We start from the raw sequence: 15,843 nt of genomic DNA, 5'->3' as shown, positions 1-15,843 counted from the left end.
ACGATACGGACGAAAATAAGAGGGGGATTCCGCTCTTATTTTCCCTATTCTATGGGTGAACCATCAACGCAATCTTAGCAAAAGAAAGGGGGAGACGGGATGCGCAAATTGAGCGAAATCGTCGTCCGCTCGGCGAAGCGGATTTATCAGGATATTATTCCCGTCGCGCTGTTCAGCATGACGGGGGCGATCGTATTCGTCCCGTTCGTCTTCTTCCTGCCGATCGGCATATCGCTCGTCTTTTTGCCGTTCGTCGCCGTGCCGCTGGCGGCCGGCGCGCTGCACGCCACCCATCGGATGATGAAGGGGGAGAAGCCGAGGCTGGCCGCGATGTTCGCCGGCGTCTGGAAATTCGCGCTGCCGTCGATCGCGTTCGCCTTCGTCTGCTCGATCTTCATCCTGATCATCGTGTCGACCTGGTGGTATTACGGCGGGAAGTCCGGCATGCTCTACTTCGTTCTCGCCGTGTTCCAGACGTACTTCGTGTCGATGGTGCTCGTCTCGCAGCTGTATGCGCTGCCGCTCGTCGTACAGGAGGGAGCGGGCGTATTCACGGCGATGGGACGCAGCGTGAAGCTGTTTCTCGCGCATCCCGTCTATACGATCGGCGCGTTCGTCCAACTGCTCAGCTTGACCGTGCTGCTCGGCGTGACGGTTATCGGCTTCGCGGCCTTGTACTTGGGGATGTACGGCATTTATGCCAACGAAGTGACGGCCAACGTATTGGCCAAGCCGGAGCGGGACGACGAGGACGGCGGCCGTCCGGCGGACGAGGCCCGGACGGACCGCGCTGCGGGCCGGGACCGGTTCGAGACGGCGTCGGCGCTCGGGAATTGATTCCATCGAAGGAGTGGGAGAAGTGGGAAATCGGATTACGGCGCAGCCTAGCGTGCGCACCGGCGCGGACCGGATCGAAGAAGCGGCGAAGACGGTATTCGCCGGCGCTCGGGTCGGCTTGGTGACATGCCCGACCGGCATCAACAGCCGGTTCGAATCGACGATCGACTTGTGCGGCGCATTGACGGACGCCAAGCTGACCGCCTTGTTCGCCTGCGAGCACGGCATCCGCGGCGAACGCCAGGCGGGCGTCCTGTTCGAGGACGAGACGGACCCCCGCTGGGGCGTGCCCGTCTTCAGCCTGTACGGGAAAACCAAGAAACCGACGGCCGACATGCTCGGGCACGTCGACGTCGTTCTGTTCGACATTCAAGATATCGGCGTCCGTTTCTTTACGTATTTGACGACGCTCGTCTATATGATGGAAGCGTGCGCCGAATCCGGCACGACGCTGATCGTTCTCGACCGCCCGAATCCGTTCGGCGGTTTTTGCTGCGAGGGCGGCAAGCTGGTGCCGGGCTTCGAATCGATGGTCGGCATCGCGCCGATTCCGTTCCGAACCGGCATGACGATCGGCGAGTTCGCGTTGTACATGAACGACCGGCTGGAGCGGCGGTGCGATCTGAAAATCGTCGGCCTGCAGGGCTGGCGCCGAACGATGGAGTTCGCCGATACGGGGCTGCCGTGGGTGATGACGTCGCCGAACACGCCGACGCTGGAGACGTGCCGCGTCTATCCGGGAACGTGCCTGTTCGAAGGCACGAACGTTTCCGAAGGGCGGGGCACGACGCGTCCGTTCGAGACGGTGGGCGCGCCTTGGCTCGACGGCGAACGGCTGGCGGCGGAGATGAACGCGCTGGCGCTGCCGGGCGTCCATTTTCAGCCGACGTATTTCACCCCGACGTTCTCGAAGCATCAAGGGGCGCTGTGCAGCGGCGTCCAGCTATACGTGACCGACACGGAGACGTACCGGAGCGTGGAGACGGGCCTTCGGCTGCTGCATCGGGCGGCGAAGCTGTCCGACGGGCGGTTCGAATGGATCGCCCCGTTCAAAGAAGGGCGCAAGCCCTTCATCGACTATTTGACCGGAAGCGATTTGGTCCGCACGTCCGCGCTGGACGACGCGGGACTGGAGCGTATCGTGGCGCTGTGGGAACGCGACGCCGACGAATGGAAAAAGGAGCGCGCTCCGTATTTGCTGTACGACTGATCGACGGCGGCCAGCTTCGGGAGAGACGGGAGGAAAACCAGGTGAACGGCAACAGTACGAAGCATCCGGGGGAACAGGCGGCAACGGCTGACGCGGGGTATGACGCGTCGGCGATGACGCTGCGGCAAAAAATCGGCCAGATGGTCCACTGCGGGTTTCACGGCTACGAGCCGAGCGAGGAGATCGTCCGGCTGATCCGCGAACGCGGCATCGGCGGTGTCATCCTGTTCGCGCGCAACGTGCGGGACATCCGCCAAGTGGCGGCGACGAACGCGGAGCTGCAGCGGATCGCGATGGAAGCGGGCTTGCCGCCGCTCACGATCGCGATCGACCAGGAGGGCGGCATGGTGGCCCGCCTCACCGAAGGCGTGGCGCTCATGCCCGGCAATATGGCGATCGCGGCCGGCGGATCGGCGGAGGCTGCTTACGAGGCGGCGCGCGTGACCGGCGACGAGCTGCGCGCGCTCGGCATCAATCTGAACTACGCGCCGGTGCTGGACGTCAACGTCAATCCGGCGAATCCGGTCATCGGCGTCCGCTCCTACGGCGAATCGCCGGAGCTCGTGGGCGACTACGGGCTGCAGGCGATCCGGGGGCTGCAGGAAGCGGGAGTTACCGCGACGGCGAAGCATTTTCCGGGACACGGCGACACGGACGTCGATTCGCATCTCGACCTGCCGACGATTTCGCATTCGCGGGAACGCATTTACGCGGTCGAGCTCGCGCCGTTCAAACGGGCGGTGGCGGCCGGCGTCGACGCGATCATGTCGTCGCACATCTATTTCCCGGCGTTCGAGTCGGGCAAGGTGCCGGTTACGCTGTCGCGCAACGTCTTGACCGGCCTGCTGCGCGAGGAGCTCGGCTTCGACGGCGTCATCATGACGGACTGCATGGAGATGAAGGCGATCGCCGACCATTACGGCACGGTGAAGGCGGCGGTCATGGCGGTCGAAGCCGGCGCGGACTGCGTCCTGATCAGCCACCGCCACGACTTGCAGGAGGGGGCGATCGACGCGCTCGTCGCCGCCGTCGAGTCGGGGCGCATCAGCGAGGCGCGCATCGACGCGTCGGTGCGGCGCCTGCTCGCGATGAAGCGGCGGCGCGGCTTGACGGCCGACGCCGTCGCCACGGTCGCGGACGACGCCTACTACGCGGGAGACGCGTTCCGCCGCGTCGGCGGCGAGGCGCATCGCGCGGTAGCGCGCCGGATCAGCGAGGCGAGCGTCACGGTCGTCAAGAACGAAGGCGGCCTGCTGCCGCTTCGCCGCGAGCGGACGCTCGTCATCGGCGTGCAGGCGGCGGCGGTGTCGGAGGTCGACGAATCGGTCGACCTGCCGATGACGCTCGGCCAGGCGCTGGCCGCGCAAGGCGTCCCGGTCGAGGAGCGGACCGTTCTGCTCGACGACGTCGCCGGCCAGGCGGACGCGCTCGCGGAGCTGGCGCGCTCGTTCGGCCAAGTCGTCGTCGGCACGTACAACGCGTCGTTCCGGCCGGAGCAGGCGGCGTTCGTGCGCGCCGTTCTCGAATCGGGCGGCAAGCCCGTCGTCGTGGCGCAGCGCAACCCGTACGACATTCAGGCGTTTCCGGACGTGCCGGCGTACGTGCTGACGTACGAATCGCGGCCGCTCGCGCTGCAATCGGCGGCGAAGGTGCTGGCCGGGACGGCGGAAGCGCGAGGACGGACGCCGGTGGCGATTCATCCGGATTATCCGGCGGGAAGCGGAGGGAACGGACGATGATCGCGAATCTCGTAACGAAGCCGAGCCGGCTCATTATCGGGCTCATGTCCGGCACGTCGCTCGACGGCGTCGACGCGGCGATCGTCCGCGTCGAGGGCCAAGGGCTCGCGACGAAGGCGGAGCTCGTCGCCTACACGGCGGTGCCGTATGACGACAAGCTGCGCGAGAAGCTGAAGGAGCTGTGCAGCGTCGAGCATTCGGACGTGGCCAAAGTGTGCGGCATGAACTTCTACATCGCCGACGTGCTCGCCGACGCGGCGGAGCGGGCGGTGGCGGAAGCGGGGTTGACGATGGCCGACGTCGACTTGATCAGCTCGCACGGCCAGACGATCTGGCACATCCCGATCGCCGACGAATCCGATTGGTCGCTCGTCCGCTCGACGCTGCAGATCGGCGACTTGTCGGTCATCGCGAAGCGGACGGGCAAGCCGGTCGTCGGCGATTACCGGACGGCCGACATGGCCGTCGGCGGGCAAGGAGCGCCGCTCGTCCCGTATGCGGACTTTATTCTGTTCCGCGACGAGGCGAAAGGACGCATCGTGCAAAACATCGGCGGCATCGGCAACTGCGCGGCGATTCCGGCCGGCGGGCTGCCGGAGCAGGTCATCGCCTTCGATACCGGCCCGGGCAACATGCTGATCGACCAAGCGGTCCATACGCTGTCGGACGGCGAGCGCAGCTATGACGCGGGCGGCCAATGGGCGGCGAGAGGGAAGCCGGACGGCGCCGTCGTCGCGGACATGATGAGCCATCCGTACTTCGCGATGAAGCCGCCGAAGACGACGGGACGCGAGCTGTTCGGCAAGGCGTACGCGCAGCAATGGATGGAGCGGATGCGTGCGAAGGGGCTGTCCGACGCCGATATCGTGGCGACGTTCACCGCCTTCACGGCAAGCTCGATCGCGCAAGGCTACCGCGAGTTCGTGCTGCCGGCGGCGCCGGCGCAAGAGGTGATCGTGTCGGGCGGCGGCGCGCACAACAAGACGCTGCTCGCGATGCTCGGCGATTTGCTGCCGGAACTAACGGTAACGACGTCGGACGCGCTCGGCATATCGAGCGACGCGAAGGAAGCGGTCGCGTTCGCCGTATTCGCGAACAATTTCCTGTTCGGCATTCCGAACAATTTGCCGTCGGCGACGGGCGCTCCCGTCCCGACGATTATGGGCAAGCTGGCGCTGCCGGGCTGATCGGCGATTCGATGGGAGGCGAAGCACAATGAACGAATACGACACGTCGGCGGCCGCCGACGCGAACATGGACCCGGATCGGATCGCCGACGCATTCCGCCTGCTGGACGAAGCGGTGGCGCGAGGCGATACGCCGGGCGGCGTAGCGGCGATCGGCCGGCACGGCCGCGTAGCCGCGGTGCACGCGGTCGGGGTCGCGCATACGGCGGCGCCGGACGGCGGCAGGCTGCCGGCCGCGCCGGGCACGATCTACGACTGCGCGTCGCTGACCAAGGTCGTCGCGACGCTGCCGCTCGCGCTGCTGCTCGTCGACCGCGGCCGGCTGCGTCTGGACGATCCGGTCGCCGTCTACCTTCCGGCGTTCGCCGCCGAAGGAAAGTCGGCCGTTACCGTCAAGCAGCTGCTGACGCATACGTCCGGCCTGCTGTCGCATAAGGATATGTACTCGCACGGCTGGACGCCGGACGAAGTGAAAGCGCACGTGCTTGGCCAGCCGCTCGAATACGAGCCGGGCACGAAAATGGTGTACAGCGACCTCGGCTTCATCACGCTGGGCGCAATCGTGTCGGAGCTGTTCGGCGAACCGCTGGCGGACGCCGCGCGGAAGCACGTATTCGAGCCGCTCGGCATGAGCGACACGCGGTTTCTCCCGCGGGAGGAGCTGCGGCCGCGCATCGCCGCGACCGAATACGACGCCGGCCTCGGCCGCCACAAGTGGGGCGAGGTGCACGACGAGAACGCGGGCGCGCTCGGCGGCGCCAGCGGCCACGCCGGCCTGTTCTCGACCGCGGCCGACTTGGCCAAGTATGCGGCGATGTGGCTGGCCCAAGGCCGCATCGGCGGAAGCGGGAGGCTGCTCAGCGCGGCGGCCGTCGAGGCGGCGACCCGCTGCGCGACGCCCGGCTTGGCCGCCAACCGCGGCCTCGGCTGGGTGCTCAAGGGCGACCCGTGGGACGCCTCCGGCGACCTGCTGTCGCCGTCCTGCTACGGCCACACCGGCTTTACCGGAACGAGCCTGTGGATGGACCCGGCGGCGGACTGCTTCGCGGTGCTGTTGACGAACCGGGTTCATTACGGCAGGGACGTTTCGGTCGCCCGGCTGCGCCATTGCTTTCATAACGCGACGGCCGCCGCCTGCCTGTAGCGGATTGGGGCCGCCGCGCGCGCACGCGCACGCGGATGAACTAGGGAAAGGACAAAGACGAACATGATCACGTATCGAAGCTATAGACCCGGCGACGAGAGACAGCTAGTGAAGCTTTGGAACGAATGCCTCGTGCACGATCCCGTAACGCCCGCGCGGTTCCGCAATCTGGTGCTGCTGGACGCCAACTTCGACCCGGCCGGCTTGCGCGTCGCCGAAGACGGCGGTTCCTTGATCGGCTGCGTCTACGCCGTCCGGCGCCTGCTGCCGATGGCCGGCACCGACCTGGAGCCGGACAACGGCTGGATTCCGTTTTTCTTCGTGTCGCCGGCTCATCGGCGTCAAGGCGTGGCGTCCGTGCTGATGCGCGATGCCGTCGAATTTTTGCGCGGCCACGGCCGGACGAAGCTGTTTTTCTCCTCGTATGCGCCGAATTACATCGTGCCGGGCATCGACGAGCGCGCATATCCGGCCGGTTACGCGTTTTTGCTGAAGGAATCGTTCGTGCGGCGGTATTCGCCGGTGGCGATGGACTTGCCGCTGGTCGGCTACGAGACGCCGGACGACGTCGTGCAGCTGAAGCGTCTGCGGACGCGGGAGGGGTACGAGTTCCGGACGGCGGAGGACCGCGATTTGGCGGAGCTGATCCGGTTCGCGAACGAAGCGTTCAATCCGGACTGGGGACGGGCGATCCGCGAGGGCGTCCTGCGGGGCATGCCGCTCGACAGCATCTTGGTCGCGTACAAAGGCGAGCGGCTCGTCGGATTTTGCCTGTACGGCGGCTATGAAGGCATCCGCGAACGGTTCGGACCGTTCGGCGTCGATCCTTCGGAGCAGGGCAAGGGACTCGGCAAAATATTGCTGTACGACTGCCTGCGCGCGATGCGCGCCGCCGGGCTGCACGGCGCCTGGTTTTTATGGACGGGCGAGACGACGCCCGCCGGGCATCTGTACAAGAAAGTCGGCTTTCGCGTCACGCGGTCGTTCCACGTCATGTGCCGGGAGCTTGAACCGAAAGCGTAACCGATTTTGGAAAAGACGTCGACATCGGCGTCTTTTCTCTTTTTTTCATCCGAAATGAACGTCGATCCGAGCGGCTACCTGTGGTAAAATCGGGAAGGAACCGACATTCGATACATACGAATCCGATAAGGAGGCGCTACGATGGCGGAACAAACGAAATCCGCGCAGGTCGACGCGCAAAAGCTGGACCCGAACATGAGCTTGACGCAAACGGAGGACGCCGGACTGCGCTGGCTGTCGCCCGACCGCCCGCCGTTCCGGCTGTCCGGCTTTCCGTGGTTCGGCCAAGACGGCCTGTACCGCAGATTGCCGTCCCGGCCGAAGCATACGCTGCCGACGGCGGTCGACCAATTGGCCAATTCGACGGCGGGAGGACAGATCGCGTTCCGGACGAACTCGGCCCGTCTCTCGATCCGCGTCGCACTGGCGGGCAAGGCGAACATGTACCATATGCCGGCGACCGGCCAATGCGGGTTCGACATCTACTTGGGGACGCCGGGCGACCAGCAATTTTTCGGCGTGACGCGTTACGACCATACGCAGCAGACGTACGAGGCGGAGCTGTTTCATTTTCCCCATGCGGAAGAACGTCATGTGACGCTCAACTTTCCGCTTTATCAAGGAGTCGAGGAAGTATGGATCGGCGTCGACCCGGACGCGGACGTGTACGAGCCGCTCCCCTACCGAAGCGCGAAGAAAGCGATCGTGTACGGGACGTCGATCACCCAAGGCGGCTGCGCGACCCGTCCGGGCATGGCGTATACGAACATTATCAGCCGCCGAATCCCGATCGAGTTCGTCAATCTCGGCTTCTCCGGCAACGGCCGCGGCGAGCCGGAAGTAGCCCGTACGATTGCGGAAATCGAAGATCCCGCCCTGCTCGTGCTCGATTATGAGGCGAATGCGGTCGACACCGACTTGATGCGGCGGACGCTGCCGGAATTCATCCGCATTTATCGCGAAGCGCACCCGGACGTCCCGATACTCGTGCTGTCCAAAATCCAGTATGCGCGGGAACGGTTCGAGCCCGCTCTGCTGCAAAAACGTCTCGAGATGAAACAAATCGAGATGGATACCGTGGAATCGTACCGGAGCCGCGGCGACACCAACGTCCATTTCTTCGACGGCGGCGTCCTGCTCGGTACCGACAGCTACGACGAGTGCACCGTGGACGGCGTGCACCCGACCGACCTCGGCTTCCTGCGGATGGCCGATACGCTGACCCCGGTGTTCCGGGAGCTGCTGAAAAACGAGCTGTAAACAATCGAAAAACCGGAGACGTCGAAGGACGCGCTCCGGTTTTGCTTTTTTGCCCGCTTGCCCGTCTAACATCGACGACAACGGTTTTCCTTCATTCCCCGAGCCGGTTCCAGCGGCTCTCGTGCTTAACCAGCAGCGGATGGGGCTCGAATCGGCCTTCCTGCGCGACGACGAGCCGTATTTGGCGTATCCACTGCTCGAAGCCTTGATAGGACGCGAACCGGTTCGCGTACGCCCCGGACAAGCCGAGAAAATAAGGCGATTCGTACCGTTCGGCCATATAGCGGAGCGCGACATCCATCGGCGTATACTTTTTGCGCTTGCGCTCGTACGTATCGATATCGAGCCGGACCGCGCACGGCAGCCGGCCGACCGCCTCCTGAAGCGCGTCCTCGCGCTTGTACATCGGCGGCGGAAACTTGACGCCCATCCGCTTCAACGTCTCCTCGTGCGGCACGTACAGCGCGATGCGCGACAAGCTTCGCCGCTCCGCCCAATCGGCGAGCAGCCGCAAGCCGATCTCCCCGAGCGAGCCGTCCGTCGCCGGGCCGTCCGCCTCGTCGCCGAGATCGAAGCTGTCGTAGACGAAGAGCGTTCCTTTCGTCGTCTCCCCGGGGGGCTCGTAGCCGTACGGCACCTGCTGCGGATTGCGGTCCATTCGATCATCTCCGTTTCTTGCTTGGATAAGACTCGGTACGGATTAGTATGGATCGGTTCGGCCGGCTTCAACCGGATGTCGTCCCGATCAATGCCCGGACGTCGCCTTCAGTCCGACGATGCCCGAGACGATGAGCAGCAGGAACAGGACGCGCGTCCAGTCTCGCGGCTCGCCGAAGACGAGCATCCCGACGACGACGGTGCCGAGCGCGCCGATGCCGGTCCAAATCGCATAAGCCGTTCCGATCGGAAGCGACTTGAGCGCAAGCGACAGCATGGCGAAGCTGACGATCATACCCGCTACGGTTACGACGCTCGGCACGAGCCGGGTAAAGCCGTTCGTATATTTCAACCCGATCGCCCATACGACTTCGAACAATCCGGCGACGATCAAATAAATCCAGGGCATGCTTCTCACTCCGTTTCTCATGATGACTTTCCTTCTAGCGGGAGACGCTTTCCCAGAACATCGACCATACCGATTGGAGCCGTTCCCGGAACCGCTCCGGTCCGTAATAAAACATTTGCACGAACGAGCCGTCCAGCAGGCAGTAGTAGGCGGCCAGCAAATCGTCCGGGTCGCGCTCCCGGATCGTCCCTTCGCGGATCCCCGACTCGAATACGCCTCGCAAAAACGACGACTGCTTGCGCTCCGCCTCCAAAAACCTCGCCTGCAGCTCGCTTGCGAGCGAGGAGGGCGGGAACAGCATCGCCCGCTTCAAGAAAGCGGCCTTCTCTTCGTCCAGCAAGTAGTTGCGGCAAGTTTCGGATAAAATACGATACAGCTTCGTCTCCGTCGGCTCGAGGCGCACCGATTCGATGAGCGCTTCCAGCTTCCGGGCATGCTCGTCCTGCACGTCTTCGTATACGGCGAAGAACAGCTTCTCCTTGCTCTCGAAATGCGCGTACAGCGACGGCGTCTTGATGCCGACCTCCTTGGCGATGGCGGACAACGGCGTGCCTTCGTAGCCGTGTGAGGCAAACAGCCGGAGGGCGGCGGATTTGATAGCGTTGGCTGTCATGGGATGCGCCTCCTTCTAACTAACGATAGTTAGGCAACTACTAGCATAGCAAACGCCACTCCGATTTGCAACCATTTCCGTTGACCCATCGTCCTATTATGGACTGTCTTATCCGGAACCATCCAAGGGGGAGCGAGACGATGAGAAGATTGCAGATGGGAATGTGGCACGCGCTGGACGAAAGCCGGTGGGACGCGTATAACGGGAACGTCCTGAACGGGCTCGAGATATGCCATTACGCCGATACGGAAAGCTTGGAACGGCTTCGCTCGTTTTGCGATCGCAGAGGCGTCGCATTCGGCGTGCACGGTCCGATCTTGGGGGACCGCGGCTACGAGCTGCCGCGGGTCAATTCGCCCGATGCGGCGGAGAGACGGGAGGCGCTCGCCCGGATCGCGGCGGAGACGGAGCTCGCTTCCCGGTACGGGGCGGATTACCTCCTGTTCCACTATCCGTTTCTTCCCGTCTTCGATACGCCCATACGCCGATATTACCCGAAAATGCCCGATCCGCGGGCCCGCTACGGCTATGACAAGCTGTCCCGAACGGCGTTCCGCGACGTCTCCGAGCGGCTGTTCCACGAGCTGGCCGAGCTGCAGCTTCGCTACGGGCAGCGCATCGTCCTGGAGCACGATTTCTTCGGCGATTACGGGGACATCGTCATCGATATGTTCGACCGGCACCCGGAAATCGGGTTCGTCGTCGATACGGCGAGACTGGACGTGACCCGGCGCGCTTTCGACGGCTTCGATCCGTACGAATGGCTCGACCGGCTGGCGCCCTCCGTCTATTTGGTCCATTACAGCAACGTCCGGTACGAGGACGATACGTTCGTTCACCATTGGCCGGTCCGGGCTTCGCACGACGGGGACGGCCGGTTCGGGGAGGCGTTTTCCTACTTGCGGCATTTGGCCGAACGGAACGACGCCTTCCACGTCACCTTCGAGCATAAGCACGAGTGGGTCGAGCGCGAGGAGCTGTTCGCGATTTACCGCCGGGCCGCGGAAGCGTGCGGCATACCGGCCGGCCGTGCCGACCCTACTGTTTGACTATATCGATATTGTCCTTTGGCGGTACCGCTCGCATTCCGTTATGCTGGTTGTAAAAAGGAGGGAACCGATGAATGGATAGGGAAGCCGGAATAGAGGCCGGAATGCGGGATGAACCCGGCATCGTGCTCGTCACCGGCGTTATGGCGAGCGGGAAATCGACGGTCGCACAGCTGCTTGCCGAGCGGTTCGAGCGCAGCGTCCATGTTCGAGGGGATATGTTTCGAAAAATGGTCGTCAACGGGCGGGTCGAGATGAGCCCGGACGTCCCGGAGGAGGCGGAGAGGCAGCTGCTGCTCCGCTACCGGCTGGCGGCTTCGACGGCGGACGCGTACCGGGAAGCGGGCTTTCGCGTCGTCGTGCAGGATGTGGCGGTCGGCCCGATGCTGAGCGATTTCGTCGGCTTTTTCCGCACGCGGCCGCTCCACGTCGTCGTGCTCTGCCCGCGGCCGGACGTCGTGGCGGAGCGGGAGGCGGCGCGCGGGAAGAAAGGCTACGGGGCCGCCTGGACGCCGGCGATGCTGGACGACGTGCTCCGCGGCACGACGCCGCGCATCGGGCTGTGGCTCGACACGTCGGACTGGACGGCGGAGCGGACGGTCGACGAGATTCTCCGGCGATTGCCGGAGGAAGGCGGAGTGGAGTGATCCCTGCGGGGAGAGTGTCGGGGGAGGGGAGCGGTATCGCGATCGAACGGTATCACTATAGCGAGGAACCGGATATTGCGGCGTTCGTGCCGCGGCCGGCCCCGGCAGACCCGGGCTTGCCGCCCGTCGTTTACGCGATCGACCGGGAGCGGGCGCCGCATTATTGGTTTCCGCGCGACTGTCCGCGCGTCATCTACGCGAAGGGCGAGCGGACGTCGGAAGCGGACCGGCGCGCGCTGTTCGGCGATACGGCGGCGAGCAAAGTCATCGCGGTGGAGAACGGCTGGCTGGAGCGAATCCGCGAGACGAAGCTGTACGTTTATACGTTCGCCGGCGATTCGTTCCGGCTGCTGGACGGGACGGCCGGGTATTACGTTTCGGAGGAAACGGTCGTCCCGCTCCGGGTGGAGCCCGTCGGCGACCTGCTCGCGAAGCTGCTGGCGGAGCCGCTCGAGCTTCGGTTCATGCCGTGCCTGCATCGGCTTCGCGACACCGTCGTCGCCTCGACGGCCGATTTTTCGATCATCCGGTTTCGCAACGCTTCGCCTCGCATCGGTTGTTGACGTAGAGCCCTTCGGGGCTCTTTGTTTTGGCGATCGGGATGTACCGGGTCTAACCTTGGTCTCGTCTTCATCTCGATTGGAGTTTATCCAATGGCTGGACCGCTGCCGGGTGCGAAACCGGCCGTCCATTGGATTCCATCCAATCGAATGTCTCCGGAAAGCCGGCGGACGCATGTTTTGCCGAATTCCATTGGATGGTTTCCAACAGAGTCCCCATTCCGGGCGTCCGTAAGCGATTCGGTTGGATGAAGTCCAATAGAGCTTCTGCGGCATCGCTTTACGGGGGAGAAGCGAAGGCGCACGGCAGCAAATCCGCGTCGACGCGCGTTCTTGCGCGTTCGTCCGTCCGAATTTTATAATCGGATCATCCAGTCCAGTCGGACGCGTTTGTCCGAGATGGGGAAACGGACGTGACGCAACATGAGAATGCAAAAGCTTCGAAACGAACTTTATTCCTATATGATCGTAACGGCCGGCTGCCTGTTGATCGCGATCGGCTTCAACCTGCTGCAGCGCCCGAACCGGATCGCCGCCGGCGGCGTGCCCGGCCTTTCGACGATCGTCGAAGCGTGCACGGGGATATCGCCCGCCTTGTTCCAATGGGGGATCAACGGAGCGCTGCTCGTAGCGGGAGGATGGATGCTCGGACGATCGTTCGTGCTGAAAACGGCCTACGGCTCGGCGCTGCTGCCGCTGCTTGCCTACGCGACCGCCGACTGGCCGGCGCTGACGGCCAATCCGCTGCTCGCGGCGCTGTACGGCGGCGTCGTCACCGGCGCCGGGCTCGGCCTGCTGTTTCGCGTGGACGGTACGATCGGCGGCTTTTCGGTCATCGCGGCCCTTTTACAGCGGCGAAGAGGAATCGCCCCCGGCAAAACGATCGCGGCGTTCGATTTCGCCGTCGTCGCCCTGAGCGGGATCGTCTTTTCGCCGGAAAGCGCGCTGTACGCCTTGGTCGGATGGTTCGCGATGAAAAAGACGATTCCGCTCGTTCAGTCCGCCGGAGCAAAGTCCACCTTCGCGATCGTCATCTCCGACCGTGCCGATGCCGTCAAAGCGTCGGTTTTGGAGCGGCTCGACCGCGGCTTGACGGAGCTGCACGGCAACGGCGGCTTCTCCGGAGCGGAGAAACGCGTGCAAATGGTCGTGCTCCGCCAATCGGAGGTTCCCCGGCTCAAAAGACTCGTCGCCGAGGCCGACCCGGAAGCGTTCGTCCTGATCGGCGACGCGCACGACGTGATGGGCGACGGCTTCGACCGGTTTCGCGCCGTTCGCGCGAACGGCCGCACCCGCAAGACGATGTTCCGGACGGTGCGCGATTCGGCGAGAGTGCCGGGACGGTAAGCGCGGCGAATCGATACGATAGAATCGATACGATAGATCGATACGATGGAACAGAAAAAGAGTCCCGCGACCGCGCGGGACTCTTTTTCCTATTACGATTGTCCGGTGTCTCCATCGGGAAGACGATGCTGGAATCGCTCCAGCGCGTCCCGGACTTCCTCCGGCGTATCCATGTCCAGGATGCGCTCCGCGAGCTCTTGGCAAGCTGCGCGATCCATCCGCCGAACTTCGCGCTTGATCTTCTGCATGGCCGAAGGAGCCATGCTCCATTCGTGAAGCCCGAGGCCGACGAGCAGCGGTGCCGCGAGCGGGTCGCCGGCCATGCTGCCGCACATCCCGGTCCAGATGCCCCGTTCGACCGAGGCGTCGATCACCCGCTTGATGAGCCGGATAACGGCGGGGTGGAAGTAATCGTACAGGCCGGCGACCTGCTCGTTCATCCGGTCGACAGCGACCGTATACTGGACCAGATCGTTCGTCCCGATGCTGAAAAAGTCGACTTCCTTGGCGAACCGGTCGGCCTGCAGGGCGGCCGACGGAATTTCGACCATGATGCCGAGCTCGATCCGGTCGGCGATCGGCACGTGGTCCCGAAGCAGATCGGCGCGCACGTTGTCGTACACGGCCTTCGCCCGGCGCCATTCGGCCAAGCCGGAAATCATCGGGAACATGATCTTGATCGTGCCGTGAGCGCTCGCCCGCAGGATGGCGCGGAGCTGCGTGACGAACAAGTCCTGCCGGTCCAGACAGAGCCGGATGGCGCGGTAGCCGAGAAACGGATTCATCTCGTGGGGAACGCTCAAGTAAGGCAGCTCCTTGTCCCCGCCGACATCCAGCGTCCGGATGACGACCGGCCGTCCTTGCATCGCTTCGGCCGCCGCTTTGTACGCTTCGTACTGTTCATCCTCGTCCGGCATGGCGCTGCGGCTCATGAACAAAAATTCGGTCCGGTACAGCCCGACCGCTTCGGCTCCGCGCCCGATCAGTCCGGCCGCTTCCTCCGGCGTGCCGATATTGGCCGCGATCTCGACCCGGAAGCCGTCCGTCGTCACCGCCTCTTGTCCGGCGAACGCTTGGAGCCGCTGGCGCGCTTCCTCCTGCCGCTCCATCCGCTCGCGGTACGCATCCACGGTGGACGGCTCGGGGCGGATGACGCATGTTCCCGTCGCCCCGTCGATCGCGAGCGGATCGCCGTCGCGGATCGCGTCGATGCCGTCTCCGGCGCCGAGGATGGCGGCGATGCCGAGCGAATTGGCCAGAATGGCCGTGTGCGACGTCTTCCCGCCGATTCGCGTCACGAAGCCGAGCACGAGGCTTTTGTCCAGCTGCACCGTATCGGAAGGGGTCAAATCGTCCGCGACGAGGATCACTTCCTCACGGATGTCGCTCAGCTTGCGGCCTTTGTCGCCCCGGACGTTCCCGAGCAGCCTGCCGCCGATATCGCGCACGTCCGCCGCGCGCTCGCGCATGTAGTCGTTCGCCATGCTCTCGAACAGCGCGGCCGTCTGGGCGGTCACTTTCCGCACCGCCGTCTCCGCGGTCCAGCCTTCCGCCGCGATCAGCTTCTCCATCGCGGGATAAAAGGACGGATCGTTCAGCATGCTGATCTGTCCTTTCAAGATGACCGCCCGCTCTTCGCCCAGCTTCTCCGCCGTCCGGAGGACCAGCTCCTCGAGCTCGGAGACGCTCGCCGCTTTGGCGTTCCGCAGCTTCTCCGTTTCGAGCTCGGGCCGGTCCGTCTTGCGATCGTCGTCCGCGATCGCCCGAGCCGGCGCGTAGACGAACGCCTTGCCGACCCGGACGCCTTCCGATACGCCCAGTCCTTGTATGATCGTCTCCGGCATGTCCGGTGCCACCGCCTTTCCGCCGCCGTTCATTACGCTTCCCCGAAGCCGCCGTCGATCAAGGCGACGAGCGACTCGACCGCTTCCCGTTCGTCCGGGCCTTCCGCGGCGACGACGACCGGATTGCCCTGCGACAGGCCGAGCGTCATGAGGCCGAGGATGCTTTTGGCGTCCACCTCGGCGTTTGCGGCTTTGGACAGCAGCGTGATTTTGGATTGATAGCGTCCCGCTTGCTCGACGAACAATTGGGCCGGGCGGATATGGAAGCCGGATTCGTTCCGGATCGTCGTTTCTTTGCTGTACATCTGGTTTCCCCT

The 15,843-nt window shown here is 64.3% G+C and carries 16 protein-coding genes; 11 read left to right on the top strand and 5 right to left on the bottom strand.

Features of this window, described 5'->3' with window-relative positions; all coding sequences use genetic code 11:
- Positions 1 to 99 precede the first annotated feature (99 nt).
- From DLM86_RS01500 to DLM86_RS01470, 7 genes are all read left to right on the top strand, one after another.
- Positions 100 to 837 (top strand): DUF2189 domain-containing protein, encoded by a 738-nt coding sequence (locus tag DLM86_RS01500; RefSeq protein WP_110838184.1) that lies wholly within the window; start codon positions 100 to 102, stop codon positions 835 to 837.
- 22 nt (positions 838 to 859) lie between these two features.
- A complete protein-coding gene (locus tag DLM86_RS01495; protein ID WP_245954296.1) occupies positions 860 to 2,047 on the top strand; it encodes an exo-beta-N-acetylmuramidase NamZ family protein in 1,188 nt (395 codons plus the stop codon).
- A 41-nt stretch (positions 2,048 to 2,088) separates the two neighbouring features.
- Positions 2,089 to 3,786 (top strand): beta-N-acetylhexosaminidase, encoded by a 1,698-nt coding sequence (gene nagZ, locus DLM86_RS01490; RefSeq protein WP_342773039.1) that lies wholly within the window; start codon positions 2,089 to 2,091, stop codon positions 3,784 to 3,786.
- A complete protein-coding gene (locus DLM86_RS01485) occupies positions 3,783 to 4,973 on the top strand; it encodes an anhydro-N-acetylmuramic acid kinase (RefSeq protein WP_110838183.1) in 1,191 nt (396 codons plus the stop codon). The genes nagZ and DLM86_RS01485 overlap by 4 nt, the downstream gene beginning before the upstream one ends.
- A 28-nt stretch (positions 4,974 to 5,001) precedes the next feature.
- Positions 5,002 to 6,117, top strand: a complete 1,116-nt coding sequence (locus tag DLM86_RS01480; protein ID WP_110838182.1) for a serine hydrolase domain-containing protein — start codon at positions 5,002 to 5,004, stop codon at positions 6,115 to 6,117.
- Positions 6,118 to 6,180: 63 nt separating this feature from the next.
- Positions 6,181 to 7,140, top strand: a complete 960-nt coding sequence (locus DLM86_RS01475) for a GNAT family N-acetyltransferase (protein WP_110838181.1) — start codon at positions 6,181 to 6,183, stop codon at positions 7,138 to 7,140.
- Positions 7,141 to 7,281: 141 nt separating this feature from the next.
- Positions 7,282 to 8,400 (top strand): SGNH/GDSL hydrolase family protein, encoded by a 1,119-nt coding sequence (locus DLM86_RS01470; protein WP_110838180.1) that lies wholly within the window; start codon positions 7,282 to 7,284, stop codon positions 8,398 to 8,400.
- A 91-nt stretch (positions 8,401 to 8,491) separates the two neighbouring features.
- Here the strand turns inward: DLM86_RS01470 and DLM86_RS01465 are convergent, their stop codons facing one another.
- The 3 genes from DLM86_RS01465 to DLM86_RS01455 form a co-directional block, all read right to left on the bottom strand.
- Positions 8,492 to 9,058: a hypothetical protein gene (locus DLM86_RS01465; protein ID WP_110838179.1), complete on the bottom strand. Its 567-nt coding sequence runs from the start codon at positions 9,056 to 9,058 to the stop codon at positions 8,492 to 8,494.
- A gap of 87 nt (positions 9,059 to 9,145) precedes the next feature.
- Positions 9,146 to 9,466: a quaternary ammonium compound efflux SMR transporter SugE gene (sugE, locus tag DLM86_RS01460; protein ID WP_110838178.1), complete on the bottom strand. Its 321-nt coding sequence runs from the start codon at positions 9,464 to 9,466 to the stop codon at positions 9,146 to 9,148.
- A 34-nt stretch (positions 9,467 to 9,500) separates the two neighbouring features.
- Positions 9,501 to 10,079, bottom strand: coding sequence for a TetR/AcrR family transcriptional regulator (locus tag DLM86_RS01455; protein WP_110838177.1), 579 nt, complete (start codon positions 10,077 to 10,079; stop codon positions 9,501 to 9,503).
- 140 nt (positions 10,080 to 10,219) lie between these two features.
- Between DLM86_RS01455 and DLM86_RS01450 the strand changes: the two genes are divergently transcribed.
- The 4 genes from DLM86_RS01450 (at position 10,220) to DLM86_RS01435 (ending at position 13,682) form a co-directional block, all read left to right on the top strand.
- The gene (locus DLM86_RS01450) at positions 10,220 to 11,128 is read left to right on the top strand and encodes a sugar phosphate isomerase/epimerase family protein (protein ID WP_110838176.1); all 909 of its coding nucleotides are present in this window, start codon (positions 10,220 to 10,222) and stop codon (positions 11,126 to 11,128) included.
- Between the two features lie 74 nt (positions 11,129 to 11,202).
- The gene (locus tag DLM86_RS01445; RefSeq protein ID WP_245954295.1) at positions 11,203 to 11,775 is read left to right on the top strand and encodes an AAA family ATPase; all 573 of its coding nucleotides are present in this window, start codon (positions 11,203 to 11,205) and stop codon (positions 11,773 to 11,775) included.
- Positions 11,772 to 12,338: a DUF6886 family protein gene (locus DLM86_RS01440; protein ID WP_245954294.1), complete on the top strand. Its 567-nt coding sequence runs from the start codon at positions 11,772 to 11,774 to the stop codon at positions 12,336 to 12,338. The genes DLM86_RS01445 and DLM86_RS01440 overlap by 4 nt, the downstream gene beginning before the upstream one ends.
- A gap of 420 nt (positions 12,339 to 12,758) precedes the next feature.
- Positions 12,759 to 13,682 (top strand): YitT family protein, encoded by a 924-nt coding sequence (locus DLM86_RS01435; protein ID WP_110838175.1) that lies wholly within the window; start codon positions 12,759 to 12,761, stop codon positions 13,680 to 13,682.
- 92 nt (positions 13,683 to 13,774) lie between these two features.
- Here DLM86_RS01435 and ptsP read toward each other — a convergent pair whose 3' ends face one another.
- Positions 13,775 to 15,559, bottom strand: coding sequence for a phosphoenolpyruvate--protein phosphotransferase (ptsP, locus tag DLM86_RS01430; RefSeq protein WP_245954293.1), 1,785 nt, complete (start codon positions 15,557 to 15,559; stop codon positions 13,775 to 13,777).
- Positions 15,559 to 15,831: an HPr family phosphocarrier protein gene (locus DLM86_RS01425; protein ID WP_110838174.1), complete on the bottom strand. Its 273-nt coding sequence runs from the start codon at positions 15,829 to 15,831 to the stop codon at positions 15,559 to 15,561. The genes ptsP and DLM86_RS01425 overlap by 1 nt, the downstream gene beginning before the upstream one ends.
- Positions 15,832 to 15,843 lie beyond the last annotated feature (12 nt).

Origin of the sequence: Paenibacillus flagellatus, assembly GCF_003217775.1 — a bacterium.
GTDB classification, from domain to species: domain Bacteria; phylum Bacillota; class Bacilli; order Paenibacillales; family NBRC-103111; genus Paenibacillus_AB; species Paenibacillus_AB flagellatus.
This window is presented reverse-complemented; position numbering and strand designations above follow the sequence as displayed.